Source organism: Massilia terrae, from assembly GCF_024753145.1.
Taxonomy (GTDB): Bacteria; Pseudomonadota; Gammaproteobacteria; order Burkholderiales; family Burkholderiaceae_D; genus Telluria; species Telluria terrae.
In genome coordinates this window covers 464,351-489,031 of sequence record NZ_JANUGU010000003.1, presented here as the reverse complement: position 1 = coordinate 489,031, position 24,681 = coordinate 464,351, and the positions used below count along the sequence as shown (strand labels likewise).

20 protein-coding genes and 1 tRNA gene are annotated in these 24,681 nt (G+C 64.2%); 10 read left to right on the top strand and 11 right to left on the bottom strand.

The genetic code is table 11. The features are described from left to right. Positions 1-37: 37 nt before the first annotated feature. A complete protein-coding gene (locus tag NX778_RS13010) occupies positions 38-922 on the bottom strand; it encodes a c-type cytochrome (protein ID WP_258812168.1) in 885 nt (294 codons plus the stop codon). A gap of 204 nt (positions 923-1,126) precedes the next feature. On the opposite strand from NX778_RS13010, the gene NX778_RS13005 reads away from it, so the two are divergent. Further along, positions 1,127-1,202, top strand: a tRNA-Arg gene (locus NX778_RS13005). Between the two features lie 182 nt (positions 1,203-1,384). On the opposite strand, the gene NX778_RS13000 is transcribed toward NX778_RS13005, so the two are convergent. The 10 genes from NX778_RS13000 to NX778_RS12955 form a co-directional block, all read right to left on the bottom strand. Beyond that, a complete protein-coding gene (locus NX778_RS13000) occupies positions 1,385-1,909 on the bottom strand; it encodes a DUF3828 domain-containing protein (RefSeq protein ID WP_258812167.1) in 525 nt (174 codons plus the stop codon). Then, a complete protein-coding gene (locus NX778_RS12995; RefSeq protein WP_258812166.1) occupies positions 1,890-2,270 on the bottom strand; it encodes a CHAP domain-containing protein in 381 nt (126 codons plus the stop codon). The genes NX778_RS13000 and NX778_RS12995 overlap by 20 nt, the downstream gene beginning before the upstream one ends. A gap of 317 nt (positions 2,271-2,587) precedes the next feature. Then, entirely contained in the window at positions 2,588-4,063 is a 1,476-nt protein-coding gene (locus tag NX778_RS12990) for an NAD-dependent succinate-semialdehyde dehydrogenase (protein ID WP_258812165.1), read from the bottom strand. Continuing rightward, positions 4,060-5,349, bottom strand: a complete 1,290-nt coding sequence (locus NX778_RS12985; protein WP_258812164.1) for a 4-aminobutyrate--2-oxoglutarate transaminase — start codon at positions 5,347-5,349, stop codon at positions 4,060-4,062. Before NX778_RS12985 ends, NX778_RS12990 begins: the two co-directional genes overlap by 4 nt. A 24-nt stretch (positions 5,350-5,373) precedes the next feature. Further along, a complete protein-coding gene (locus tag NX778_RS12980) occupies positions 5,374-6,153 on the bottom strand; it encodes a hypothetical protein (RefSeq protein ID WP_258812163.1) in 780 nt (259 codons plus the stop codon). Between the two features lie 20 nt (positions 6,154-6,173). Then, a complete protein-coding gene (locus tag NX778_RS12975) occupies positions 6,174-6,701 on the bottom strand; it encodes a cytochrome b (protein WP_258812162.1) in 528 nt (175 codons plus the stop codon). Positions 6,702-6,712: 11 nt separating this feature from the next. Beyond that, a complete protein-coding gene (locus NX778_RS12970; RefSeq protein WP_258812161.1) occupies positions 6,713-8,179 on the bottom strand; it encodes an NAD-dependent succinate-semialdehyde dehydrogenase in 1,467 nt (488 codons plus the stop codon). A gap of 21 nt (positions 8,180-8,200) precedes the next feature. Continuing rightward, positions 8,201-9,544 (bottom strand): omega-aminotransferase AptA, encoded by a 1,344-nt coding sequence (gene aptA / locus NX778_RS12965; RefSeq protein WP_370661333.1) that lies wholly within the window; start codon positions 9,542-9,544, stop codon positions 8,201-8,203. A gap of 342 nt (positions 9,545-9,886) precedes the next feature. Continuing rightward, on the bottom strand, positions 9,887-10,771 hold the full coding sequence (locus NX778_RS12960; RefSeq protein WP_258812159.1) for a GntR family transcriptional regulator: 885 nt from the start codon (positions 10,769-10,771) through the stop codon (positions 9,887-9,889). Between the two features lie 67 nt (positions 10,772-10,838). Continuing rightward, entirely contained in the window at positions 10,839-12,656 is a 1,818-nt protein-coding gene (locus NX778_RS12955; protein ID WP_258812158.1) for an amidohydrolase, read from the bottom strand. A gap of 232 nt (positions 12,657-12,888) precedes the next feature. Between NX778_RS12955 and NX778_RS12950 the strand changes: the two genes are divergently transcribed. From NX778_RS12950 to NX778_RS12910, 9 genes are read left to right on the top strand one after another with little or no spacing between them, the layout of a single operon-like run. Continuing rightward, positions 12,889-13,989 carry a C45 family autoproteolytic acyltransferase/hydrolase gene (locus tag NX778_RS12950; protein WP_258812157.1) on the top strand — a complete coding sequence of 367 codons (1,101 nt, stop codon included), beginning with the start codon at positions 12,889-12,891 and terminating at the stop codon, positions 13,987-13,989. An 8-nt stretch (positions 13,990-13,997) separates the two neighbouring features. Beyond that, a complete protein-coding gene (locus NX778_RS12945; RefSeq protein ID WP_258812156.1) occupies positions 13,998-15,560 on the top strand; it encodes an ABC transporter substrate-binding protein in 1,563 nt (520 codons plus the stop codon). A gap of 40 nt (positions 15,561-15,600) precedes the next feature. Beyond that, positions 15,601-17,781, top strand: a complete 2,181-nt coding sequence (locus tag NX778_RS12940) for a TonB-dependent siderophore receptor (RefSeq protein WP_258812155.1) — start codon at positions 15,601-15,603, stop codon at positions 17,779-17,781. A 30-nt stretch (positions 17,782-17,811) separates the two neighbouring features. Beyond that, a complete protein-coding gene (locus NX778_RS12935; RefSeq protein ID WP_258812154.1) occupies positions 17,812-18,753 on the top strand; it encodes an ABC transporter permease in 942 nt (313 codons plus the stop codon). After that, complete coding sequence (locus tag NX778_RS12930; RefSeq protein ID WP_370661332.1) at positions 18,750-19,592, top strand: ABC transporter permease; 843 nt, start codon at positions 18,750-18,752, stop codon at positions 19,590-19,592. Before NX778_RS12935 ends, NX778_RS12930 begins: the two co-directional genes overlap by 4 nt. A gap of 11 nt (positions 19,593-19,603) precedes the next feature. Further along, positions 19,604-21,391, top strand: coding sequence for a dipeptide ABC transporter ATP-binding protein (locus tag NX778_RS12925; protein ID WP_258812152.1), 1,788 nt, complete (start codon positions 19,604-19,606; stop codon positions 21,389-21,391). A 26-nt stretch (positions 21,392-21,417) separates the two neighbouring features. Next, the gene (locus tag NX778_RS12920; RefSeq protein ID WP_258812151.1) at positions 21,418-22,197 is read left to right on the top strand and encodes a hypothetical protein; all 780 of its coding nucleotides are present in this window, start codon (positions 21,418-21,420) and stop codon (positions 22,195-22,197) included. A 22-nt stretch (positions 22,198-22,219) separates the two neighbouring features. After that, the gene (locus NX778_RS12915) at positions 22,220-23,287 is read left to right on the top strand and encodes a WD40 repeat domain-containing protein (RefSeq protein ID WP_258812150.1); all 1,068 of its coding nucleotides are present in this window, start codon (positions 22,220-22,222) and stop codon (positions 23,285-23,287) included. 23 nt (positions 23,288-23,310) lie between these two features. Beyond that, positions 23,311-24,681: a 2-hydroxycarboxylate transporter family protein gene (locus NX778_RS12910; RefSeq protein WP_370661331.1), complete on the top strand. Its 1,371-nt coding sequence runs from the start codon at positions 23,311-23,313 to the stop codon at positions 24,679-24,681.

Sequence of the window (24,681 nt, the reverse complement as noted above, 5' to 3'; positions counted from 1 at the left end):
GCCCCGTAGGGCGGTTTTTTTGGCTGAGTGGAAAGTCTTACTTGACGGCGGCCGTCATGTAATTGACAGCGGCTTTGACATCATCATCCGAGGCGGTCGAGCCACCTTTCGGCGGCATCATCCCGGCCTTGCCCTGGAAGCCCTGGATCGCGTGTTGGTAGAGCACGTTGTCGCCCTGCTTCACGCGCGGCGCCCAGGCGGCCTTGTCGCCGAACTTCGGCGCGCCCGCGATGCCGGCGCCGTGGCAGGCCGAGCAGGTAGCGCTGTACAGGGCCTTGCCGGCATCGGTGGCGCCGGTGGTCTTCACCGGAGCGATGGCCGGTGCAGCCTCGGCCGTGGCAGCGACGGCGGCTGCCGGCGCTGCCGCAGCTGCGGCCGGTGCCGGTGCGCTGGCGGAAGCGGCTGCTGCCGCGGCCGGTGCCTCCGGCTCCTTGAACTTGGCGCCGGCCTTGTTGGCCATATAGACGACGGCGCGTTCGACTTCCACATTATCCAGGTCCGGATTGCCGCCCTTGGCCGGCATCGCGCGGATACCTTCGATGGCGTGCTTGGCCAGGGTGTCGTAGCCCTGCGCGAGGCGCGGGCCCCAGGCGGCGGCATCGCCGAACTTCGGTGCGCCGGCGGCGCCGCTGCCGTGGCAGGCGACACAGGTGGTGGTGTAGATGGCTTCGCCGGTCTGCAGGGTCTTCGGTGCGTTGACGTCCTTCAGGGTGTAGCCCTGTTCGGCCACCGGCTGCAAGCGCTGGGCGACCGCTTCCGCGCTCTGGCTGTCGGTGCCGGCGCCGGTCAGTTTGCCGCTGGTGGCGTACTGGACCAGAAGGATGATGCCGATGATGATAACGAGGAAGAAACCAGCAACCGCGGCGATGAGCTGCTTCGGGGTCCTGATCGGGGATTGGTGTTCGTTGTGTTCGTCGCTCATGATTTCCTTAATACTATTAAAAAAACCTTTTCCGACACCGACCGCCGAGAGCGGTGATGCCGTTCTGCAATTCCCGCAAAAGCCGAAAGATTATAGACCGTCCGACAATGATTGGGAAAGCAAATCGGTCTGTGCGCGGCGGTTTTCCATGGACGGGGAGGGACGATTTACTGTATGCTTCGCATCACTTCGCAGTTCCCCTCTGCGGCTGTAGCTCAATGGATAGAGTATTGGCCTCCGAAGCCAAGGGTTGTGGGTTCGATCCCCGCCAGCCGCACCATTAAATTCCCCCACAAATCAAGGACTTAATCTCAGCAGTATTCAGCACTGTTGAGCGTTTTTGCGCGTATTTTGACTCGCCATGCGCTGGGGTAGCGCAAGCGAGCGATCTAAGAGGATGCTTCAGCTAAAGTGAACAGCAGGCTTGCTGAGTTAGCGCGCGCTGCCCTCGATGTAGTCCTTTCAGTGCGTGCCCATGTGAGGCGACAACGCCGTTTTGAGTGACTGCTGCGGATGGCCGCGGTAGACGATGTCAGCGATTCGCCACTTGCCCTGTTGCATAGCCAGCTTGAATTCGATCACGGTCTTTTTGTCCGTGATGGGATCCTTGAACTGCACGAGCACGCTGCCTGTTGCCACCCTTTGAACGTCCAGATCGACCACACGCGGATCCTGTGAGTCGAACAAGACGTCGAAGTTCAAATTGCAGATCTCGCCAGTTCGCGCTTGACAGGCTGAATCAGCGAAGAGCAGCTGCGCCATCTCCGCAGAGAAGTACCTTTCGAGCTCAGCTTTGCTCGCACCAGCCAAACCCTCGCCGAAAAGGTCCGGTTGCGTGGCGATTGCTTGCCATGCGTAGTCCTTGTAGAGACGCGCAACGACCTTCGCCTCTGTCTCTCGCTGGGCGGCGTCTGCGGGCACCGCACCGAGGAGGATCATGGCAAGCGCCGCAATGAGGGTAAGACGGTTAGCGACGGTAGACGACATAGCTCGGTTTCTCCTTTTTGTACGCGGCCCCCGGCCAGAAATCCAGCTGGATAAAGTCAGACACCCAGTGTTTGCCGTCGTAACCAGCGATGTGCCCCGCCGGGTTGCCTCTTTTCGTCGGTTCCATCACCACGACATCGCCTTTGGCGAACACGAATTTGGCTGGATCAGCGACATCGATCGCGCGAAATCCGTTGCGAGTCAGCGTGCGCCCGTATTCCTTGGCAGGTATTGGATGTCCTTTGGTGTCGGCACCGCCGGCTTCCAAGGCAAGACGCACGAATTTCGCGCAATGGTGCTGGGCGTGCTTGGCCGCGTGCGTGGTCAGATAGGCGGCAAATTTGTCTTTGTCGAAAGGCATAGCGTCGTGGGCGGCGTGAGGGAGGTCTCATTTTTGCGAGCGGTCGTCGAACGCGAGTTGGCGCTTGTCAACTTTTGTGGTGAGCGCCGTCAAATGCGCGTGCGACCACAGCTGTGGCGCTGACGTTATTAACGGGGGCAGCAGTGCAGGGGAGAGGCGGCAATGGAAGCGCAGGCGGCCGCGCGGAGTATCAACGAAGCGCGACGTCGGATGTACCTCACCCACTACCTGCTCGCCTGGTGACAGGGCACATCTGTAGGGACCTGGCATGGAGCCCACGCAAAAACGCCCGGCTAGCTGCACCGGGCGTTTCTTATTTAGGCAAGCCCGCCCATGCACAGATACTTTGTCTGCATGTAGTCGTCCAGCCCGTAGCGTGAGCCTTCGCGCCCGTAGCCGGAATCCTTGATGCCGCCGAACGGAGCGGCCTCGGAGGAAATCGCGCCTTCGTTGATTCCGACCATACCGCTCTCGAAACGTTCCGATATGCGCCAAATTCGCGCGAGATCGCGGGTATAGAAGTAAGCGGCCAGGCCGAACGGAGTCTCGTTAGCCAGGCGCATTGCCTGTTCTTCGTTTTCGAATCGGAAAAGCGCGGCGACCGGGCCGAAGGTTTCTTCATGCGCCAGCAGCATCGTGTGGTCCGCCTCGGCCAGCACGGTGGGCGCGAAAAAGGTCGTGCCGCCGCTGCCTTCCACATGCAGCGGCTTACCGCCGGTGAGTACCTTGGCGCCGCGTGCGCATGCGTCCGCGATGTGCCGCGTGATCTTGTCGACAGCGCGCGCATTGATCATCGGTCCGACCTGCGCTGCCGGGTCGCTGGCGGGACCGACCTTCAGCGCTGAAACGCGGCGAACCAGCAGTTCCGAAAAGCGCTCATAGACCGCGGCATGCACGTAGATTCGATTTGGACTGACGCAAGTCTGGCCGCCATTCCGGAATTTCGCGGCCATCAGGCCATCGACTGCCGCATCCAGGTCCGCATCCTCGAACACCATGAAGGGCGCGTTACCGCCGAGTTCCAGCGAAAGGCGCTTCAGGGTTGCAGCGGACTGCCGCGCCAGGTGTTTTCCCACATCGGTCGATCCGGTAAAGCTGATCTTCCGGACGCGCGCATCGTCCAGCCAGACATCAACCACCTGCGCCGCCTGCGCGCGCGATGCCGTGACCACATTTAAGACCCCGGCCGGAATGCCCGCTTCGTGCGCCAGCCGAGCCAGCGCCAGCGCGCTGAGCGGCGTGTCTTCCGCGGGCTTGGCGACCACCGTGCACCCGGCGGCCAGCGCGGGCGCCAGCTTCCTTGCGATCATCGCGATTGGAAAATTCCAGGGAGTGATCGCGGCAACGACGCCAACCGCCTCTTTCACCACCATCATCTTCTTCCCAACGGCGGGGCCAGGGATGATATCTCCGTAACTACGTACCGCCTCTTCGGCGAACCATTCTATATAGGCAGCGCCGTAGATGACTTCCGCCCGTGCCTCGGCGGTCACCTTGCCTTGTTCCCTCGAAATCAGCTGCGCGAGTTCATCCAGATGCGCGATGACGAGTGCGTGCCAACGCTTGAGGTGCTGGGCGCGCACCTTCGCGGGCAAGGCACGCCAGGCCGGAAGCGCCGCCGCCGCCGCGTCCAACGCCGCCTGGGCATCGGCCTTCCCGCTGTCCGGAACGCTGGAAAGGGCGGCGCCGGTGGCCGGGTCGACTACATCGAATCGATGTGCGGCCGGACGCCATTGGCCGTCGATGTAGTTGTTTGAACGATCAATAATCGTACCGATCAGGTCAAAACTCATGCTGCGCACCCCGCATGTGCCTCATCACGCATAGCTTCGGCAAGCGTATCCAGCGCCTCGTCCATCAGCGCATCGCTAATGGTCAAGGGGAACAGGAAGCGGATGACATTGCCGTCGATGCCGCAAGTCAGGAGTATCAAGCCCTTGTCGAGCGCGGCCGTCTGCACGCGTTTGGTGAATTCCTGGTCGGGCCTGCCTGTGCCGGGGTGCATGAATTCGACTGCGACCATGGCGCCAGGGCCACGAATATCGGCAATCTGCGGTACATGCTCGCGCAATTCGAACAGTTTCTGCTTTAATCGTGCGCCCAGCACATTGCTCCGCTCGACCAGCGCTTCGTCCTCCATCACATCCAGCACCGCGTGCGCAGCGGCCAGTGCGACCGGGTTGCCGGCATAGGTGCCTCCCAGCCCGCCCGGCGCCGGCGCATCCATGATGTCCGCGCGGCCGCAAACGGCGGACAATGGCATGCCGCCCGCCAGGCTCTTGGCGATGGTCATCAGATCCGGGCACACGTCGTAATGCTCCATCGCGAAAAGCTTGCCGGTCCGGCCGATGCCGGTCTGGATTTCGTCGGCAATCAGCAGGATGCCATGCTCGTCGCACAGTGCCCGCAAGGCGACCATCAACTCGGCAGGCGCCTGATAGAAGCCACCTTCGCCCTGGACCGGCTCGATGATGATGGCCGCGACCCGGCGAGGATCGACATCGTTCTTGAACAGGGCGTGCAAGGCGCCGATCGCGTCGGCGGTGGACACGCCGCGCATCGCGTTCGGGAAGGGCACGTGATAGGTTTCGGCCGGAAACGGTCCGAAGCCGAGTTTGTATGGCGCGACCTTGCCCGTGAGCGCCATGCCCATCATCGTGCGCCCGTGGAATGCGCCCGCGAAAGCGATCACCGCGCTGCGGCCGGTGGCGGCCCGTGCGATCTTGATCGCGTTTTCGACCGCTTCGGCGCCGGTGGAGAAAAACGCGGTTTTCTTCGCATGGTCCCCGGGCGTCAGCGCGTTGAGACGCTCGGCCAGCGCGACATACGATTCATACGGCACCACCTGGTAGCAGGTGTGGACGAAGCGTTCCTGCTGTGCGGCGATGGCCGCCATCACCTTCGGGTGGCGGTGCCCCGTATTGAGCACGGCGATGCCGGACGCGAAATCGATATAGCGCCGGCCATCGACGTCCCACAATTCGGCATTGAGGGCGCGCTCGGCAAAGAAACGGCAGGCTACGCCGACGCCGCGCGGGGTCGCGGCATCCTTGCGTGCTTGTAGGGATTCATTACTCATGACTGTGCTTTCTGGGAGAGGTGGTCAGGGCTTGCGCAGCTCGTCTGCCAGGATGTACTGGCGCGTGTTGCGGATCGCCGATTTGTCCTTGCTCCAGCCTTCCCAGACCGGATCGCTGCCGGCCAGCTTCGCGCGCACCCGGGCCGTCAGTTTTTCGCGCTGGCCGATGCCTTCGTCGCCGTTGTACTCCAGCACCAGCAGCGAGGACCAATGACGGCTTACCGCATAGCGTCCGATGTAGAAGTTATAGTGGGACAGGGCGCCGTCCTGCAGCCAGCCGTTGACCTGCGGCAGCAGGTAGCCTTCGACATAGCTCACGTATTTTTCGGTGCTGACCAGGTAGTCGTAGGGAATGACGAGGTAGACGCCGTTGGATGTGCTTTTGCCGCCTTCGAACCACTGGTCGACCGGGTTGGTTTCGACCGAGGTCACCAGTGCGAGCGCTTGCGGGCCAAGCCCTGCCGGCATGGTCCGCTCGATCTCCTTCCAGCGGGCTGCCTGCGCCACGTCGGCGAAATCAAGCATCGTCATCATGTCCCACACTGGGCTGTCGGCGTAGCGGCCGAACAGCACTTTGTAGTTCTTCAGTTTGCCTTCACGCTTCCATTGTTCGAGCTGGTCCAGGCCTTGCTCGCGCATATAGGCATAGAGGGCGGGGCGGTTGGCCGGCGCGACCTTGTATTCGATGACGAGGCCTTTCATGCCGCTGTCAAACGGCGTGGCTTGCGCGACGCCGAAAAACGCCGTCCACAGCACCGCCGCCAACAGGAAAAATGCGCGCGTGCGCTTGAAAATCTGATTCATTTGGATCTCCATCGTTAAAATTATTGGTACTTCTGGCTCGGCCACATCCGGCGCAGCAGCTGGTCCTTGCGGATGAACTGATGCCAGAGCGCCGCAAGCGCGTGTACGGCGGCCAGCGCAAGGAGGCAGTTCGCAAGCAGACCATGCAGGTCGACGGCGTCGTGGCGCAGCGCGGTGTCGCCGGGACGGAAGGCCGGAACAGTGAACAGGCCGAAAATCGTGTCTCCGCGGATCCACACGCAGGCGAACCCGGCAATGACCACGGCGGCGAGCAGCAGATAAAGCAGCACGTGCACCGTGCGCGCGGCGACCGCATCGAATCCGGATTGGGAAGGCAGCCTGGCGCCGCCACGGATGCGCCAGGCGATGCGCACCGCGAGTAGCAGCGCGAGGCCGACGCCGACGCAGATGTGCATGCTGCGGGCACCGATCCGCGGCGCACCTTTCGGGAAAAAGTCGATGGTCTGGCCTGCCAGCCACATCAGGATGACCAGGATTGCGCTGGCCCAGTGCAGCACGATCGTGCGGCGGTCGTAAGTCGGGTTCATTGCTTGCCTCCTCAGTACATGGTGCTGATCGTTTTGCTGACCGAATAGGCGTCCAGCGCTTCCAGGCCGCCCTCGACTCCGTAACCGCTTTCCTTGACGCCACCGAAGGGCAGTTCGATGCCCGACACCTTGCAGGTATTGATGCCCACCATGCCCGCTTCGAGCTCCTCGCCGATGCGGTTGGCGGTGCGTTGGGATGCGGTGAATGCGTACGCGGCCAGGCCGTATGGCAAGCTGTTGGCGCGCGCGATGACTTCGTCGACGCTGGCGAATGGCGTGATTGCCGCCACCGGACCGAATGGCTCTTCGCGCATGATCGAAGCGCTGTCCGGCACGTCGCTGAGCACGGTCGGTGCGAGGAAACAGGATGCCGAAGCGAGCGGACCGAGGTCTGGGCGGGAGACGCGGGCATGCAATGCGGCCGCGTCGTCGATCATCTGTTCGATGGCGGCGCGGCGCCGTTGCGAGACGACCGGTCCCATTTCGGTTCCCGGCGCGCGCCCGTCGCCGACCTTGATCGAGGAAACGGCGTGGCTGAACATGGAAACGAACTCGTCGTAGCACTGTTCCTGCACGAAGAAACGCGTCGGCGCGATGCATTGCTGCCCTGCGTTGCGGAACTTGGCGGCAAGACTCTGGCGCACGGCGTGTTCGAGGTCCGCGTCTGCGCACACGATGACCGGCGCGTGGCCGCCCAATTCCAGCGTGAGCTTCTTGACGCCGTCGGCGGCGATACCGGCCAGGAGTTTGCCGACGCGCGTGGACCCGGTGAGCGATACCTTGCGCACGACCGGGCTGGCAATCAGCTGCTGTGAGATGGACGCCGGGTCGCCGTACACGACGTTGAGCGTGCCGGCGGGAAGACCGGCGTCGAGCAGCGCCTGGGCCAGCATCAGGCAAGTCATGGGCGTCTCTTCAGCCGGCTTGATGATGCAGCTGCAGCCTGCCGCGAGCGCCGCCGCCATCTTGAACCCGGGATTCCGCGCAGGGAAATTCCAGGCAGCGAAAGCGGCAACGGGACCGACCGGTTCCTTGAGCACCATGTGGCGCATGCCCGGCAGGCGCGCGGGGATCACGCGGCCGTAGGCGCGCAGTCCTTCTTCGGCGCACCAATCGAACATGTCGGAGGTGGCCGTGACCTCCGAACGGGCCTCGGCCAGCGGCTTGCCCTGTTCCATGGTGAGAACACGCGCGATCTGCTCGGTGCGCTCGCGGATCAGGCTGGCCGCAGCGTGCAGCACCAGCGCGCGGCGCTGCGCCGGCACGATGCGCCAGCGCGCGAACGCGGCGGCGGCAGAGGCCAGCACCTCATCGAGGTCCGCCGCGGACGGGGACGCGTAACTGCCGATACGCACGCCGGTCGCCGGATTGTGGATGTCGGTCTGGACCGCGCCGCGGCCGTTGCGCCAGCGGCCATCGATCAGGAATTGTGGGCGGGGAAGGGCTTCGCCATCCCGCATCTGCATCTCGAGTTGCATGGGCTGTTTTCCCCCGGCGGCTTAGTCGATCGAATTGAGGACATCGGCCAGCGTGCCGAACAGCTGGTCGATCTGCTGGCGCGAAATGATCAGCGGCGGCGAGATCACCGTGGCGTCGCCGGCGGAGCGCACCAGCACGCCCTTTTCGAAGGCGCCCAGGTGGCAGGCGTAGGAGCGCTTGCCCGGCATCCCTTCGACAGGCGCGAGGTCGAACGCTGCCAGCATGCCGGTGGTGCGGATGTCGAGCACGTGGCGAACGCCCTTGAGCGAGTGCGCGGCGTCTTCGAAGTACTGGATCAGTTCCGGATCGCCTTCGAACAGGCCTTCGCGCTCCATCACGTCGAGTGTCGCGAGGCCGGCCGCGCAGGCGATTGGGTGGCCGGAGCAGGTGTAGCCGTGCGGCAGTTCGATCGAGTTGATCGGTCCGTGCATCAGGGCGTCGTGGATGAACTCGCGCGCGACCACGGCGCCCATCGGAATGGCGCCATTATTGATGCCCTTGGCACAAGTGATGATGTCGGGCAGTACCTTGTAGTAGTTGGACGCGAAACCTTTGGTGACGCGGCCGAAACCGGTGATCACCTCATCGAAGATCAGGACGATGCCGTACTGGGTGCAGATCTCGCGCAGGCGCTCCAGGTAGCCGACCGGCGGCGGCAGCACGCCCGTCGATCCCGCGACCGGTTCCACGATGACGGCGGCGATGGTTTCGGCGCCTTGCTCCGCGATGATGCGCAACAGGTCGTCCGCCAGGTGGCCGCCCCAGGCGGGCTGGCCGCGGGTGAAGGCGGTCTGCTCGCGGTTATAGGTGTGCACGAGATGGTCGACGCTCGCGAGCAGGTTGCCGAACGGGCGGCGGTGGCCCGGGTTGCCACCCACCGAGGTGCCGCCGAAATTCATGCCGTGGTAGCCGCGTTGGCGCCCGACCACGCGCACGCGTTCCGTCTCGCCGCGCGCGTGCTGGTAGGCCAGCGCAATCTTCAATGCGGTGTCGACCGCTTCCGAACCGGAATTGGTGAAGAACACATGGTTGAGGTCCGCCGGCGCCAGCTGCGCGATGCGCTCCGCGAATTCAAACGCGCGCGGGTGGCCCAGCTGGAACGCGGAGCCATAGTCGAGTTCGCGCGCCTGGCGGGCGATGGCATCGCTGATTTCGGGGCGGCAGTGGCCGGCATTCACGCACCACAGGCCGGCGGTGCCGTCGAGGATGCGGCGGCCGTCCGGGGTGATGTAGTGCATCCCCTCGGCGGCGCTGAAGATGATCGGATTGGCTTTGAAGCGGCGGTTGGCGGTGAACGGCATCCAGAATGCGGCTGTATCTGGCGACTGGGCGCCGGCTGTGGAGAGTGGTGGCGAGCTGTGCATGTGTTGGTCCGATGTGAGGTTGGGAAGCGAGTTCCGGTCTTTTCGTTGTTCAGTATAGCATTGTACGAACTACGTTTTAATACATTTTTTTCGAAATAGCCACCATCTCGTGGATTTCGCCGGAAAATGCGACAAGACGAAGCATGGAAAGAAGGAGGAACGCGGAGTTAGATGCCGCCGCCAGGCTTCCTATGCGGGAATTTTGATTCTTTGGACGACCTGACCCCCGGTGGTGGTGGTTCGGTCGTTGGGAGGGGAGCTGCAGGCTGCTGAACGGTGTCGGCAGTGGCGGGATAGGGTGGAGATTTGGCGGCGGGCCCGGGCGGCCCGTCGCCGTCGGCGTCAGAAGGTGCTGGCCAGGGTCAGGTGGCGGCGCAGCAGGGCTTCCGCCCACTCCAGGTCGCCCCTGTCGATCGCGTTGATGATCTCGAGGTGCTCGCGGGCGGCTTCGTCGAGGCGGCCGATGCCGCGGTTGTAGGCGGCGAATTCCTCGAAACGGCGCAGTTTGCTCTGCTTGCTGATCACCTCGTGGAAAAAGCGGTTCCCCGAGAACAGGCCCAGCATTTCGTGGAAGGCGGCGCTCATTTCAAAGAACGCGAATGGATTCTGAGCCTCAGGCTTGAGCTTCAGGAAATTCTCGTGTGCCTCGCGCACGCGCCGCAACTCGGCCGGGTCGACGCGGAAAGTCGGCTCGCGCAAGGACGCGCATTCAAGGATCAGGCGGATCCGGTAGCTTTCGTTCTTGGCCGTTTCGGAATCCAGCCTGGGCAGGAATTGCCAGCCGCGGCCTTTCCGGCGCTCGACCAGCCCCTCGCGGTTCATCCTGAGCAAAACCCGGTGCAGGGGACGCTTGGTCGCCCCGTAGCGGCTCATCAGCTCGTTCTCCGACAAGGTGTCGCTTAGTGTGTCGTTGGCCCGGTCGGCGATGATCGAGCTATACAGTGTCTCTTCGTTGACGATGTCGTCGTCGCCCAGGAATTCCGCTGCCAGCGCGGCGGCGCCTTCGGTCACATACACGCCGGCGTTCGCCCGCTTTTCCACGATGCCGCGCTCTTCCAGCAGGCGCAAGGCGGCGCGGACGGGCGAGCGCGAGACCTCCAGCTGCTGGGCCAGCGCTTCCTCGGTCAGATGGGCGCCGCTGGTCGCGGCGCCATCGCGGATCATCGCGGAAATCTGTTGCGCCAGATCGAGCTGGAGCGGACTGGCCAGGCGCGCGCGGTCACTCATGAATCTGGTTGCTGCCGAAAGCAACGATAGCGGCTGGTTTTTGTATGAATTTCATCTTGGTACAAAGTTAGTGAGCGGGACTGGGTGTGTCCGCGCGCTTCGAGGTCTCATCCGAACTTGACTGATAGACAACCTTCCCCCCGAGAAAAGTATAAACGACTTCGGTCGTCAGCAGTCGTTCCGGGTCTGCCGTCACGATGTCGTTCGACAGCACGACCAGGTCCGCCAGCTTGCCGGGAGTGATGCTTCCCTTGATCGCCTCCTCATGCGAGGCATATGCCGGGTTGATCGTGTACGCTTGGATCGCTTCCTCGATCGTCATCGCTTGCTCGGGGTGGAAGGCCGGCCCGGCACTTCCATCGATGGGCTTGCGCGTGACAGCCATGTACATATTATGCAAGGGGTTGACCGTGGAGAGAATGGCGCGGTTGTAGGTTCCGGGAAGATCGGACACCAGGTCGACCCGGACGCCATGGTCGATCATGGTGCGCCATGCAAAGGCGGTCCGTGCGCGCTCCGGCCCCAGCGCGGCCTCCAGGCGGGAGACGTTCTGCATCAGGTGGTCCGGTGTGACGTCCGCGATCAGGTGCAGGCGGCCGGCGCGCTTGAGGTCGTCTGCGGTCGCGTACCAGGCATGGATCAAGCGCTCGCGCGGCGCGCGCCTGGCGCACGCGGGATCGGCCTCGGCCGCTTCGAACCAGTCGAGCAGCGAATGCAGCGCCTTGTCGCCGATGATGTGGACGCCGACGTCGAAGCCGCCCTTGCAAGAATCGACGATGCGCTGCTTGAGCAATTTTTCGCCCATCATTCGCCAGGCCCAGTCGTTTTGCAGGCCCAGGTCGATATGCAAAGGCTGGTACATGATGCCGGCATCGCCGAATGCTTTCAGCGCGCCGAAGCGGATCATGTCATCGCCCCCGTGCGGCCGGATGCCATATTTCCCCAGCCGGTCCCAGTAGTCAAGCGGAAGGAAGGCGTACACCCGCAGCGACAGTTGCTGGCGCGCTTTGAGGCGCTGGAAGATCGCGAGGTTGCTGTAGCTGCGTTCCACATACGTCGGGTACAGCTGCTGCTGGCTCAGCTCGTCCAGGCGGGCGATGTCGGCGATCGAGGTGATGCCGAGGCGGTTCAGGTCTTGCTGTACCGCGCGCGCTCCAATGACCTTCTGTTCCAGCGTCACCGGAGGCATCAATTTCTCGACAGCTTCGCCGGCTTTCCCGTACAGCATGCCGGTCAGCTCGCCGCGGCTGTCGCGGCCGTAGCTGCCGCCGCGCGGATCCGGCGACTCGCGCGAGATATGTGCGAGCTTCAGCGCCTTGCTGTTCGCGAAATATGCCCGGTCGAAGCGCCGCAGCAATACCGGGTTGTCCGGGGTGATGGCATCGACGGCTGCCAGGTCCGGCTGGAAGGTTTGGAAGTCTTTGCGGCCGGCCTTGCTGGCGGCGCCAGCGGCGAGATCTCCCCAGTCGCCGCCCGTGATCCAGATGCCGGCGGGCACGCGCGCGCGCACGTCGGCGAGCCGCCGCATCATCTCCTGTTTGCCGGCCTCGCCGTCCAGGTCGATCAGGCGGACCTGGAACAGCCAGTCCACCGCGTTTTCAAAATGGGTGTGGCCGTCGTTAAACGAAGGCATCACGAACTGGCCCTGCAGGTCGAGTAGTTTCGTGTGCTCATCCTTGAGCGCCAGCATGTCGTGCTTGCTGCCGGTCGACATGATGCGGTCGCCGCGGATCGCCAGTGCTTCCACCGTCGGCTTGCGGGCATCCACGGTCCAGATCCGGGCGTTGTAAATGATCAGGTCCGCGGAGTCGGCGGGCCGCGCCGCTCCCTCCAGCGACATGAGGCTAAGCAGTGCGAAAGCGGTTGCTGAAACGAGGTTGCGCATGGCTATCCTTGGATAAGTAAGGCACGGATTGTATCAAAACGCGTATAAGACGCAACGAAAATCTAAGGCATCGCTCAGGAAGCAGACAGCCCATCCTTTGGTTTCTCCACTGGTATAAGAGAGAAGATGTCTGTCGCGGCGAGGCTTTTTTGCGAAAAATCAAAAAAAAGCTATTGTTCTAAAAAATCCGTAGTACAATCATCTCATCGAAACATGCATTGGATGACACGAGATGAATGATGATGCAGTCTTTCCGAGGGTAGAGATCGAGGGTCCACCCCGGGAGCGCGGCCTGCAGTACGGACGGGCAGTGCCCGAACGCATTGCTGCTAGTGTTGCACTGTACCAAGGTGAAATGCTGCGGCGGGGCGTTTCGGTGCCACGGCAGCGCGAGCTGGCGGCCCGTTTTGTACCGGTCATCGGCGCGTTTGGTGCCGACTACCTGGACGAGATGCAGGGTATCGCCGACGGTGCCGGCGTGCCGCTGGAAGACATCGTGCTGATCAATGCGCGCACCGAGATGATGTACGGCAGCCACGACGCGCCTGAGGTGCAGTCCAAGCTGGTCGAGGGCTGTACCGGCGCGATCATCCTGCCGGAAGCCACTCGCGCTGGCCGCCTGCTGCACGCACATAACTGGGACTGGCGCGCCGAATGTGCCGATACCAGCATCGTGTTGTGCATCCGCCGCGATAACGCACCGGACATGCTGACCTTCGTCGAAGCCGGCGGCCTGGCGCGGCACGGTTTCAACAGCGCCGGCCTGGCCCTGACCGGCAACTTCCTGCAATCGGACCGCGACTTCAAGGCGCCCGGCGCGCCGCTGGGCCTGGTGCGCCGCAAGATGCTGGAAGCGCCGAACATGGCGGCGGCGCTCAAGGTCCTGTGGGCCCAGCCGCGCGCCTGTTCCAACAACCTGATGCTCAGCCATTCAGACGGCGAGGCGATCGACCTGGAGTGCGCGCCGGATGAAATCTTCTGGATCGCGCCGGAGCAGGGCTTGCTGGTGCACGCCAACCATTTCGTCAGCCCGGCGGCACGGGTCAAGCTGCGCGACACCGGCCTCGCGACCTTCCCGGACTCGCTGTACCGCGACCGGCGCGTGCGTTCGCTGCTGGCGCCGCACGTGGGCCACATCGCCAGGGAGCACGTCACCGCTGCGCTGTTCGACACGTTCGGCGCGCCCGATGCGGTGCTGCGCTCGCCCAAGCCGGCCGTGTTCGACGCGATCTCGGCGACGGTGGCGACGATCATCATGGAGCCGGCATCGGGGACCATGCAGGTGGCCCGCAAGCCGTACGAGGACCCACGTTTTAGCGAGTACCGGCTGTGAAAACGGGAATGCGCCGATCGATTTTCGCATGCGTCGCGTGGCTGTTCGCGCTGCATGCGCCAGCGGATGAAGTGCACACTTCAGCTGACGCCATCAACGTCGGCACCAACGCTGAAATCCGCAGCACCAATCCCGGCGTCAACCGCGACACCAATACCGACGCGGTGCTGATGCACATGGTCGAGGGGCTGGTGGCCTACCGCGAAGACGGCACGGTCGGCCCCATGCTCGCCGAAAAAATCGATGTGTCGTCCGACCTCAGGACCTATACCTTCACCCTGCGGTCCAATGTGCGCTTCCACAACGGCGCGCTGCTCACGTCCAGCGATGTGATCTGGAGCTGGAAGCGCTACCTGGATCCGAAAACCCAGTGGCTGTGCCGCTCCGAGTTCGACGGCGCCAAAGGCTTCAAGATCGAGTCGGTCGAGGCGCCCGGACCGCTGACCGTGGTGTTCCGCCTGAACCGTCCGCGCCCCCTGTTTTTGTCCGAGATGGCCGCTTTCCAGTGCGGCGCCTCGGCCATCCTGCACCGCGACTCGGTCTACCCGGACGGCAGCTGGCGCGCGCCGGTCGGCACCGGACCGTACCGTTTCAGCCGCTGGATACGCGGGCAAGTGGTCGAACTGCGGGCGTTCAAGAATTACTCCAGCCGCGGCGGTCCGTCCGATGGCTACACCGGCGGCAAGGTCGCGTATGCGCCGCTGGTGCGCTGGATCCTGATCAAGGACGAAGGCGCGCGGCGCGCCGCCTTGCTCAAGGGGCAGGTCGATGTCCTCCCCGGCGTGACGCCCGACCAGCTGGTCGAAATGGGTAGCCCGCGCGGCATCCGCGTGAGCAATGCGCCTTCGATGGCGGTCAATGTCTTGCTGATGCAGACCCGCGATCCCGTCCTCGCCAATCCGCTGCTGCGCCAGGCGCTGGCCCACAGTCTCGACACGCAGGCCATCGCCAGATATGCGTCGGGTGAGGCTGGCGTGGCAAACGCCTCGATGGTGCCGGTGCCCAGCGCTTTCCACACCGACGCCCACAAGCAGGGCTATGCCTTCGACCTCGCGCTGGCCCGCAAGCTGGTCGCGCGTTCCGGCTACAAGGGCGAACCGATCTCGATGCTGACGAACCGCCGCTATCCCGACATGTACGACCAGGCGATCCTGATCCAGGGCATGGCGAAGAAGGCCGGAATCAATATTCAGCTGGAGGTGCTGGAATGGGCCACCCAGCTCGATCGCTTCCAGACCGGCAAATACCAACTGATGTCCTTCGCGTATTCCTCGCGCCCCGATCCCTTCCTCAGTTACGAAGGGATCATCGGTGACAAGAACCGGAGCAAACGCAAGGTGTGGGATGACCCGAAGGCGATCGACCTGCTCGGCCGCGTCGCCGCCAGCGCCGATGCGGGCCAGCGCCAGGACCTGTTCAATCAATTGCATCGCCTGATGCTGGCTGACACACCGGTGGTGGTGCTGTTCAACCCCGGCGATTCCTATGCGCTGCGCGCCTCCGTCCAGGGCTTCGTTCCCTGGTCGCAGAACCGCGAGCGGCTGTGGGGCGTGCGCCTGAAAACACCTTAGCAGCTGAACACGAAATTCGATAAAGACCTGGAGACCGGAAATGAAAACGAAGCCACAACAGAAGCGCCTTGTCGTCCTGATCGCCGCGGCATGGGCGTTGACCTACCTCGGAACAGCTACCGCCGGCGATCCGCCCGCGCCGCCGGAACAGCAGGCGGCGGCCGACGAGCAGTCGTCCACCGCCGCGCCGGCCGACAGCAAGGAGTCGCATGGGCTCCAGGTCGTTACCGTCAATGCCGAACGCGCACGCGGCTTTCGCGCCAACGTGGTCCAGGTCGGCGCCTTTCGCGACACGCCCTTGCTCGACGTCCCCCTGACGATCAGCATCATTCCGCCGGCCCTGCTGGAAGAACAGAACGCCCAGAACCTGTTCGACGCCCTGAAAAACTCGGCCGGGGTGACGCGCTCCCAGACCTCCGGTTCGGTCGCCGACAACCTGGCGATTCGCGGCATCGACATCAACAACCGCACCAGCTACCGCCTCAATGGCTCGCTGCCGATCAATAACCTGATCGACCTGCCGCTCGAGAACAAGGAACGCGTCGAAGCGCTGAAAGGGTCGGCCGCGCTGTATTACGGCTTCACCAGCCCGGCCGGCGTGGTCAACCTGGTGACCAAGCGCGCCAAGGAAACGCCGATCACCACCGTGTCCCTGAGCGGGAACGAATTTGGCCAATGGCTGACCGCGGTCGACATCGGCCGCAAATTCGGCGCGAACAAGCAGTTTGGCCTGCGGGTGAACGCGGTCTACGGCGAGTTGCGCACGCCGGTCAAGGATACGCACGGCGACCGCAACCTGTTCTCGGTGGCGGCGGACTGGCACGTGACCGACGACCTGCTGCTCAAGCTCGACGTCGAGAAATTCCGCAAGAACGCAGTCGAGCAGGCGGCCATCGGCGTCCCGACGGCTGTGAAAGGCGTGCTGACCCTGCCGGGTGTGCCGGATCCGACCAAGCTCTTGTCCGGTCCCTGGGCCCGCTGGGAGGCCCGCGCCCAGAACACCCTGCTGCGCGCCGACTACCGCATCAACGACGACTGGGCCCTGACCGCCGAAGCCGGCCGCGCCGAAACCGACCGTGACGCTCGCTCCTCGACCACCCTGCGCAACTACGACGTGGTCACCGGCGCTGGCACCCTGCAATCGCAGCTGGTGCGCGGCCAGGTCTACCTGAACAAAAACTACCGCGCCGAGCTGGCGGGCCGGGTCGAAGCGTGGCTGGATCATGAGCTCACGCTGGGCGTCATGCAGAACAAGCGCTACCAGAACGCGCCGAGCCAGCAGACCTTCAGCAACCCGCAAAACCTGTACAACCCGGTCGTGATTCCGGCGCCGGTCTATACCCTCACGCCGGTCTACAGCCCGACCGACGTGACCGACAACGGCGTCTACTTCCTCGACCGCATCCGCCTCAGCCAGCAGTGGCAAGTGCTGGCCGGGGTGCGCAAGACCCGGTACACGAACGATTCGATCATCAACAAGGCGGCGGTGGAATCGCGCGTGAATAACAGCACGCCCTCGCTCGGCCTGATCTACAAGGTGCGCAAGGACACCAGCATCTACGCGACCTATATCGAAGGTTTGGAAGAGGGCGCGACGGCGCCGCTGACGACCAAGAACGCGTCGCAGATCCTGCCTCCCGGCGTCAGCAAGCAGAAGGAACTCGGGGTGCGCTCGGATGCCATCAGCGGCATGACCGCGACGGTGGCGGGATTCTCGATCGAGCGCGCGACCACCTATACCAATGCCGACAACTACTTCGTGCTCGACGGCCGTACCGAATACCGCGGCATCGAATATTCGATCAATGGCGACGTGGCGCCGGAATGGTCGGTCTATGTGTCCGGCCTGTTCCTCGACGCGAAGCAGAAGAATGCCGCGAATGCGACCCTGATCGGCAAGACGCCCGAAAACACGCCGAAACAGTCGCACAGCGTCTTCGCCGAGTACCACCCGCGCGCGCTGCAGGGACTGCACCTGAGCGCAGGCGCATACTACATCGCAAAACGTCCGGTGAACCCGGCCGATGAAGCCTACATTTCGGGCGTGACCCTGTACACGCTGGGCGCACGCTACGAGACCAGGATCGCCGGCCATGGCGCCACCTTCCAGGTCAATGTCGAGAACGCGGGCGACAAGCGATATTTCAACGCGGTCGGTTTCGGCTTCATGGGCGTGGGCCTGCCGCGCACGATCAAGTACAACGTCAAGATCGATCTGTGAGCGGAGCCGGGCTAGCGTTCGAAAGCATTTATGTTGAAATTTGCGATAAACCGCATCCTCATGGCGTTACCGACACTGCTGCTGGTGTCCATGATCGTGTTTGCCCTGATCCGGCTGGTTCCCGGCGATCCAGCCCAGCTCATGCTGGGTGACATCGAGAACCCGCAGGCGCTGGCGAGCATGCGTACCGAGCTGGGACTGGACCGGGCGCTGCCCCTGCAGTTCCTGTCCTGGCTGGGCAGGGTGGCGCAAGGGGACCTCGGCGTGTCGATCACCCAGCAGCAGGCGGTGCTGCCGATGCTGCTGTCCAGCCTTGCGGTGACCGCCTCGTTCGTGATCCCGGCCGTGCTGCTGGCCTCCCTGCTGGCGATTCCGGCCGGGATGCTGGCGGCGTGGCGCCAGGATACGCGCACCGACGTCGGGATCATGGCGCTGGCCATTGGTTTCCTGTCGATTCCCAGCTTCTGGCTGGGCCTGATGTTCCTTCTGGTGTTCGGCATCTGGCTGGATTGGTTGCCGGTGGTCGGTTATGTCTCGCCCGCCGATGACCTGGCCGAAGGCTTGCGCTACCTGATCATGCCGACGGTATCGCTGGCGCTGATCGAAACCGGTGTGATCATCCGGATGGCGCGCGCCAGCACCATCGAAGTGCTGCGGCTGGAGTACGTCACCCACGCACGCGCCAAGGGTCTCGGCGAGACCAGGGTGGCGCTGCGCCACGTGCTGAAAAACGCCATGGCGCCCACCTGGACCATGATCGGCCTCACGCTCGGTTCGCTGCTGGGTGGCGCGGTCGTCACCGAGACCGTCTTTTCGCTGCCGGGCATGGGACGACTGCTGGTGGAGAGCATCTTCGCCCGCGACTATCCGGTGGTGCAGGGCTGCCTGCTGTTCATCGGGACGGTCTACGTCGTGGTCAACCTGCTGGTCGACCTGTGCTACCCCCTGCTGGATCCGAGGGTGCGCCTGTGAAGGTCTCGCCCCGATCCTGGCGTGCCCTGATGCGCCGCCCGAACGCGCGCATCGGCGCTCCCTTGCTGGCGCTGATGGTGCTGATCGCGGTGGCCGGCTACCTGCACACGCCCTACGATCCGCTGGACATCGACCTCCCGCACCGGCTGCAGGCGCCCTCGCTGCTGCACTGGCTCGGCACCGACGAGTGGGGCCGCGATGTACTGAGCCGCCTGATGGCCGGCGCCAGCGCCACCATGTCGATCAGCAGCCTGACGGTGCTGCTGGCCGTGACGGGCGGAAGTATCGTCGGCGCGGCCATCGGCTTCTTCGGCGGCTGGACCGAACGCGTGGTCTCCACCGTGCTCGATGCGCTGCTGGCCTTTCCCTCCCTGATTATGGCGTTGGGCATCATGGCCGTGTTCGGGCCGTCGCGGGCCGGTGTGGTGGTCGCCCTGAGCCTGACCTACCTGCCCTCAGTGGCGCGGGTGGTGCGGGCGAGCGTGCTGTCGCTGCGTGAAAAGGAGTTTGTGCAGGCTTCTCGCGTGATGGGCAACTCCGACCTGTTCACGCTGTTCCGCCACATCCTGCCGAATTGCGTATCGTCGATCATCGTGCTGGGCACGGCCTTGTTCGGATGGGCCCTGCTGGCCGAAAGCGCGCTGTCCTTCCTCGGACTGGGCGTGCCGCCGCCGATGTCGAGCTGGGGCGGCATGCTGGCCGATAGCCGCAACCACATCTACCACGCTCCGTGGCTTGCGATCGCGCCGGGCGTGAGCATTTCGCTGTCGCTGCTCGCGGTGAACCTGCTGGGCGACGCGCTGCGCGACCAGTTCGATCCGCGCATGAATAATCTGTAGGAAAACGAAGCATGAATTCACTGTCAATCGCGCCGCTGCAGCAGAGTGCGCCGGTGCTCGCGATCGAACAGCTGTGCATCGGCGTGCGGCGTGCCGACCGGAGCCTGCGCCGGGTGGTCGACACGGTCGACCTGCATATCGACGCAGGCGAAATCGTCGCGCTGGTCGGGGAGTCCGGCAGCGGCAAGACCATGATCGGTCGCGCCGTCCTGCAACTGCTGCCGTCCGCGGTGCACGTGGAAAGCGGCAGCATCCGCCTGTGCGGGCGCGACCTGCTCCAGTGCGGCCCGGCGGCGATGCAGGCGGTACGCGGCAGCGAGGTCGGCATGGTGTTCCAGGAACCGCTGGTGTCGCTGAACCCGGCGCTGCGAATCGGCGTGCAGATGATGGAGTCCTTGCGCCAGCATCGCACGATGAGCGAAGAGGCGGCGCGGGCGGCATGCCTGGCGATGCTCGCGCGCGTCCGGATCGTTCGCCCCGAGGCCTGCTTCGACGCCTATCCGCACGAGTTTTCAGGCGGCATGCGCCAGCGCATCATGCTGGCATCGGTCATGCTGGCGCGGCCCAAATTATTGATCGCGGACGAGCCGACCACGGCGCTGGATGCACTCAGCCAGAAGGAGGTCATGGACATCATGGCCGAGCTGGCGTTCGAATTCGGCACGGCGGTGCTGTTGGTGAGCCACGATCTCGGCCTGGTGAGCCATTACGCCCAGCGTGTGGTCGTCATGCGGCTTGGCCAGCTGATCGAGACCGGGACGACCCGCGACATCCTGCTGGCGCCCACCCATGCCTATACCCGCGCGCTGCTGGATGCCTTGCCGAGCCGCCGGGACGTGGATCCGGACAAGCGGATCGGCGACAAGCTGATCGAGGTGCGCCGGCTTTGCGTGAGTTTCGCCGGCAAGGCCGAGCGCTTCTGGCGCAAGGCGGCGCGCACGATGGCGGTGAACTGCGTCGACCTCGACATCCGGAAAGGGGAAACCCTGGCCGTGGTGGGCGAGTCCGGATCCGGCAAGACCACCATCGGCCGCACGCTGACGCGGCTGGCGCGTGAAGCGGGCGGCACGATCCGCTTCAACGGGGAGGACGTAGCCGCTTTCGAAGGCCGCCGCCTGCAGGAGTACCGCCGCCAGATTCAAATGGTGTTCCAGGATCCGTTTTCCTCGCTCGACCCGCGCATGAACCTGACGCAGATCGTCGCTGAGGGACTGCGCAATGTGCCGGACTTGAATCGCCAGCAGCGCTTGGAGCGTGCGCGCCTGATGCTGCGCGAAGTCGGCATTACGGAAGAACAACTGGAGCGCTTTCCGCATGAGCTGTCGGGCGGCCAGCGGCAACGGGTCTGCATCGCACGGGCCATCGTCGGCGAGCCGCAGCTGGTCGTGGCGGACGAACCGGTTTCCGCGCTCGACCTCACCATCCAGAAGCAGGTGCTCGACCTGCTGGTCGGGCTGCAAGCGAAGTTCGGCTTTACCTACCTGTTCATCTCGCACGACCTGGGCGTAGTCGAACAGATCGCGGATCGCGTCGCGGTCATGTATCGCGGGCGAATTATCGAGATCGGCTCACGCCAGGCGATCTATGGTGACGCCCGCCACCCCTACACGCTCACCCTGCTGCGGTCGACACCGCGCCTGAAGCGCTCGCGCGACGGCGGCTACCACTTGTCGACCCCGGAGCTGGCGGCGCCGCCGGCGCCGGAGGGTTTCGATTATTTCAATGAGCACGCCACCGGGGACCTGGTCATGGTGACCGTCGGCGACGATCACGCGGTCGCTTGCGTTGCGCGCGGCTGACTGGCTCAACAAAATCAGGAGACTATATGCAGTTGTATTTCCGGGCGGCGCCGTGCAGGCGCTTGCTTTCCTCGCTGGTGCTGGCCTCGATTGGCGCACTGATCGCGCCATCCGCCAATGCCATGCGGCCCTTTGACGGGACCGATGCGGCAGTGGCTGAGAAGGGAATGTTCGAACTCGAACTGGGCGGCGGTTATCTGCGCCAGACCGGCGGCCGGATGCGCACCCTGCCATTCGCCGTCCTCAATTTCGGCCTCGGCGCCGATACCGAGTTCGTGGCCGAAGGCCGTGTCCAGACCGGCATCGATCGCACCGACACGCCTTACCGCACCGGCCTGAACGACACCCAGGTCTCCCTGAAGCACGTGCTCCGCCGGGGCAGCCTGCAGGATGGGGGATCGGGCATCAGCGTCGCGGTGGAATGCTCGGCCTTGTTGCCCGGCTATCACGGCGAGCACGGCAACGGTGGCGAGTGCGCTGCGATCGCATCGCAACGCTTCGAATGGGGCGCCGTGCACCTGAACGTGGCGAGTGAACGCGACCGCGAACACCATTGGGGCCAGTTCCATGGACTGATCTTCGAAGGCCCGGAAGACTGGACCGTGCATCCCGTCGTCGAGCTGACCCACGAGCATACCGCCGGCGAGCCGAGCGCGAACGGGAAGCTGGCCGGCCTGGTGTGGAAGATCGGCGAAGAGCTCGCGCTCGACGCCGCGGTGCGCCGGGTGCGCACCGACGGCGCGCACCTGACCGAACTGCGCTTCGGCCTGACCTGGGGCCTGGACATGAACGGCTCACACAACTGATAGCGAGAACGAGGAACACACCATGCATCAAGCAATTCACCACCGCCTGGCCGGCGCCGCCCTCATCCTGTGCACGAGCGCGAGCGCGAGCGCGGCCGATGCGCCTGGCTACCATCTGGAGAAGGTGGTGACGATCAAGAGCAGCGACACGGGCTGGGACTACAACGCCCTCGATGCGCAGCGCGGCCACCTGTTCATCGCGCACCGCGCGGATGGCTTGCACGTCTACGATACCCGCGCCGGCAAGATGATCAAGACACTGAAGCATAGCGAGGACACCAACACCGCCGCACTCGCGCTGGAGTTCGACCTGGGCATCGCCGGGACGACCGAGGGCGACGTCATCCTGTTCCGTCCCTCGTCGCTGAAGACCATCAAGCGCTTCAAGAGCAGCACCGGCGGCTTCGACGGCGCCACCTACGATCCGGCCAGCCGGCGTTTCGCGATGGTGGGCGAGGCCGATACCGACAAGGGAACGACACCGGTCCTGTTCTTCGACGCCCGCACCGGCCAGCAGGTGGGCGAGGTCGTCCTGCACAGCATCAAGGTGGATGCGCCGCGCCCCGATGGCCAGGGGAATATCTACCTGCCGCTGCGCGACCGCGCGCTGGTGGCGCGCATCGACGCCCGTGCGCTGAAGGAGGCCGGTGAGCTGAAGCTGGGAACCTGCCTCCAGCCGTCATCGCTGGATCTCGACCTGGCGAATCAGCGCCTGTTCGTGGGCTGCCGCGGTAAGGACAAGGTGGCGCCGCAGCTGGCTGTGCTCGACGCGCGCGACGGCCGCGCGATCGCCAGCCTGCCGATCGGCCGTGGCGTGGACGAGGTGATGTACGACGCGAAGAGCGCAACCATCCTGACCGCGAATGGCCAAGAAGCGACGATGAGCGTGATCGCCCAGGACAGTCCGGAGAAATACCGGCTCGCGCAGACCATCGGCACGCGGCCGATGGCGCGGACCGGCGTGCTGGATGAAGCCACCGGCAAGGTCTTCCTGGTCAATGCCCAGTACGTGGAAAGCTACAACGATGCGGGTGAGGCGAGCACGCGCTTCCTGCCCAATACCTTCAGCGTGCTGACCTACGCGCGCTAAATCTCGCAAGGGAACATAAGAAAATGGAGACCGATGTGAAAGCCGTCGACCTGAACCAGGCCGCAGCCGCGGCCACGCTTGTACACGAGGACCAAGGAACCAGCTGGCGTACCGTCTGGTGGCGCCTGATGGCGACACGCATCGGCGTCATTCCGCTGCCGGTGTACGTCCTGCTGCTTGCGCTGATTGCCGGTTTCGTCGTGCTGGACAAGGTGCCGACCGATATTTCGGTGTCCATCGCGATCCTCTGCGTCGGCGGCTTCACCTGCGGCGAAATCGGCAAGCGCCTGCCTGTGCTGCGCCACATCGGCGCGGCGGCGATCTTTGCGACCTTCGTGCCTTCGCTGCTGGTCTACCTGCACGCGATCCCGCCGGTCTTGCTCGACAATGTCGTCAAGTTCACCAAGGTCAGCAATTTCCTGTACCTGTTCATCGCCTCCATCATCGTCGGCAGTATTTTCAGCATGGACCGCGCCGTGCTGGTGAAAGGCTTCCTGAAGATCTTCGTGCCGCTCGCCTCCGGCACGGTGGTGGCGGCAATCGTTGGAACGCTTGTGGGCACGGCTTTGGGGCTGGGCTGGAAGCACGCACTGTTCTTCATCGTGGTACCGATCATGGCCGGCGGCGTGGGCGAGGGCGCGATTCCGCTCTCGATCGGCTATGCGGGCATCCTCGGCCAGGCGCAGGGCGACGTGTTCGCCCAGGTGCTGCCGCCCGTGATGCTGGGCAGCCTGAGCGCGATCCTGATGTCCGGCACCCTCAATTTCATCGGCAAGCGCAAGCCCCACCTGACCGGTAAAGGTCGGCTGCAGCCAGGTTCGGGTGATGAGCTGGCGGCCGAGGAAGAATGCCATGCCGGCGCGGTCGACGTGGCGGGCCTTGCGGCGGCCGGGCTCACGGCCATCTCGCTCTACATGCTGGGGCTGATGTGCTTCCGGCTGTTTGACTTCCCGGCGCCGGTGGCGATGCTGTTCATCGCCGTGTTGTTCAAGGTGGGGCGGCTGGTGTCGCCGCAACTGCAGCAATCGTCGCACATCGTCTACAAGTTCTTCTCGACCGCGGTGACCTATCCGCTGCTGTTCGCGATCGGCGCGGCGATGACGCCTTGGGAAAAGTTGATTGCATCGTTCACGGTGAGTAATCTGATCACCATTGTTTCCACGGTCGCGGCCCTGATGGCGACCGGCTTCGTGGTCGGCCGGCGCATGGGGATGTATCCGATCGAGACGGCCATCGTCAACGCTTGCCACAGCGGGCAGGGCGGCACCGGTGACGTGGCGATCCTCACCGCCGCCAACCGCATGCAGATGATGCCGTTCGCGCAGATCGCCACGCGGATCGGCGGGGCCATCGTGGTCACGCTATCCTTGTTTGTCCTGTCCCGGCTGGCCTGA

Coding starts and splice junctions, on each gene's coding strand:
- NX778_RS13010 (WP_258812168.1), bottom strand. CDS start 922: ATGAGCGACGAACACAACGAACACCAATCCCCGATCAGGACCCCGAAG.
- NX778_RS12995 (WP_258812166.1), bottom strand. CDS start 2,270: ATGCCTTTCGACAAAGACAAATTTGCCGCCTATCTGACCACGCACGCG.
- NX778_RS13000 (WP_258812167.1), bottom strand. CDS start 1,909: ATGTCGTCTACCGTCGCTAACCGTCTTACCCTCATTGCGGCGCTTGCC.
- NX778_RS12955 (WP_258812158.1), bottom strand. CDS start 12,656: ATGCGCAACCTCGTTTCAGCAACCGCTTTCGCACTGCTTAGCCTCATG.
- aptA (WP_370661333.1), bottom strand. CDS start 9,544: ATGCACAGCTCGCCACCACTCTCCACAGCCGGCGCCCAGTCGCCAGAT.
- NX778_RS12985 (WP_258812164.1), bottom strand. CDS start 5,349: ATGAGTAATGAATCCCTACAAGCACGCAAGGATGCCGCGACCCCGCGC.
- NX778_RS12990 (WP_258812165.1), bottom strand. CDS start 4,063: ATGAGTTTTGACCTGATCGGTACGATTATTGATCGTTCAAACAACTAC.
- NX778_RS12980 (WP_258812163.1), bottom strand. CDS start 6,153: ATGAATCAGATTTTCAAGCGCACGCGCGCATTTTTCCTGTTGGCGGCG.
- NX778_RS12945 (WP_258812156.1), top strand. CDS start 13,998: ATGCGCCGATCGATTTTCGCATGCGTCGCGTGGCTGTTCGCGCTGCAT.
- NX778_RS12950 (WP_258812157.1), top strand. CDS start 12,889: ATGAATGATGATGCAGTCTTTCCGAGGGTAGAGATCGAGGGTCCACCC.
- NX778_RS12970 (WP_258812161.1), bottom strand. CDS start 8,179: ATGCAACTCGAGATGCAGATGCGGGATGGCGAAGCCCTTCCCCGCCCA.
- NX778_RS12935 (WP_258812154.1), top strand. CDS start 17,812: ATGTTGAAATTTGCGATAAACCGCATCCTCATGGCGTTACCGACACTG.
- NX778_RS12975 (WP_258812162.1), bottom strand. CDS start 6,701: ATGAACCCGACTTACGACCGCCGCACGATCGTGCTGCACTGGGCCAGC.
- NX778_RS12940 (WP_258812155.1), top strand. CDS start 15,601: ATGAAAACGAAGCCACAACAGAAGCGCCTTGTCGTCCTGATCGCCGCG.
- NX778_RS12960 (WP_258812159.1), bottom strand. CDS start 10,771: ATGAGTGACCGCGCGCGCCTGGCCAGTCCGCTCCAGCTCGATCTGGCG.
- NX778_RS12925 (WP_258812152.1), top strand. CDS start 19,604: ATGAATTCACTGTCAATCGCGCCGCTGCAGCAGAGTGCGCCGGTGCTC.
- NX778_RS12910 (WP_370661331.1), top strand. CDS start 23,311: ATGGAGACCGATGTGAAAGCCGTCGACCTGAACCAGGCCGCAGCCGCG.
- NX778_RS12915 (WP_258812150.1), top strand. CDS start 22,220: ATGCATCAAGCAATTCACCACCGCCTGGCCGGCGCCGCCCTCATCCTG.
- NX778_RS12920 (WP_258812151.1), top strand. CDS start 21,418: ATGCAGTTGTATTTCCGGGCGGCGCCGTGCAGGCGCTTGCTTTCCTCG.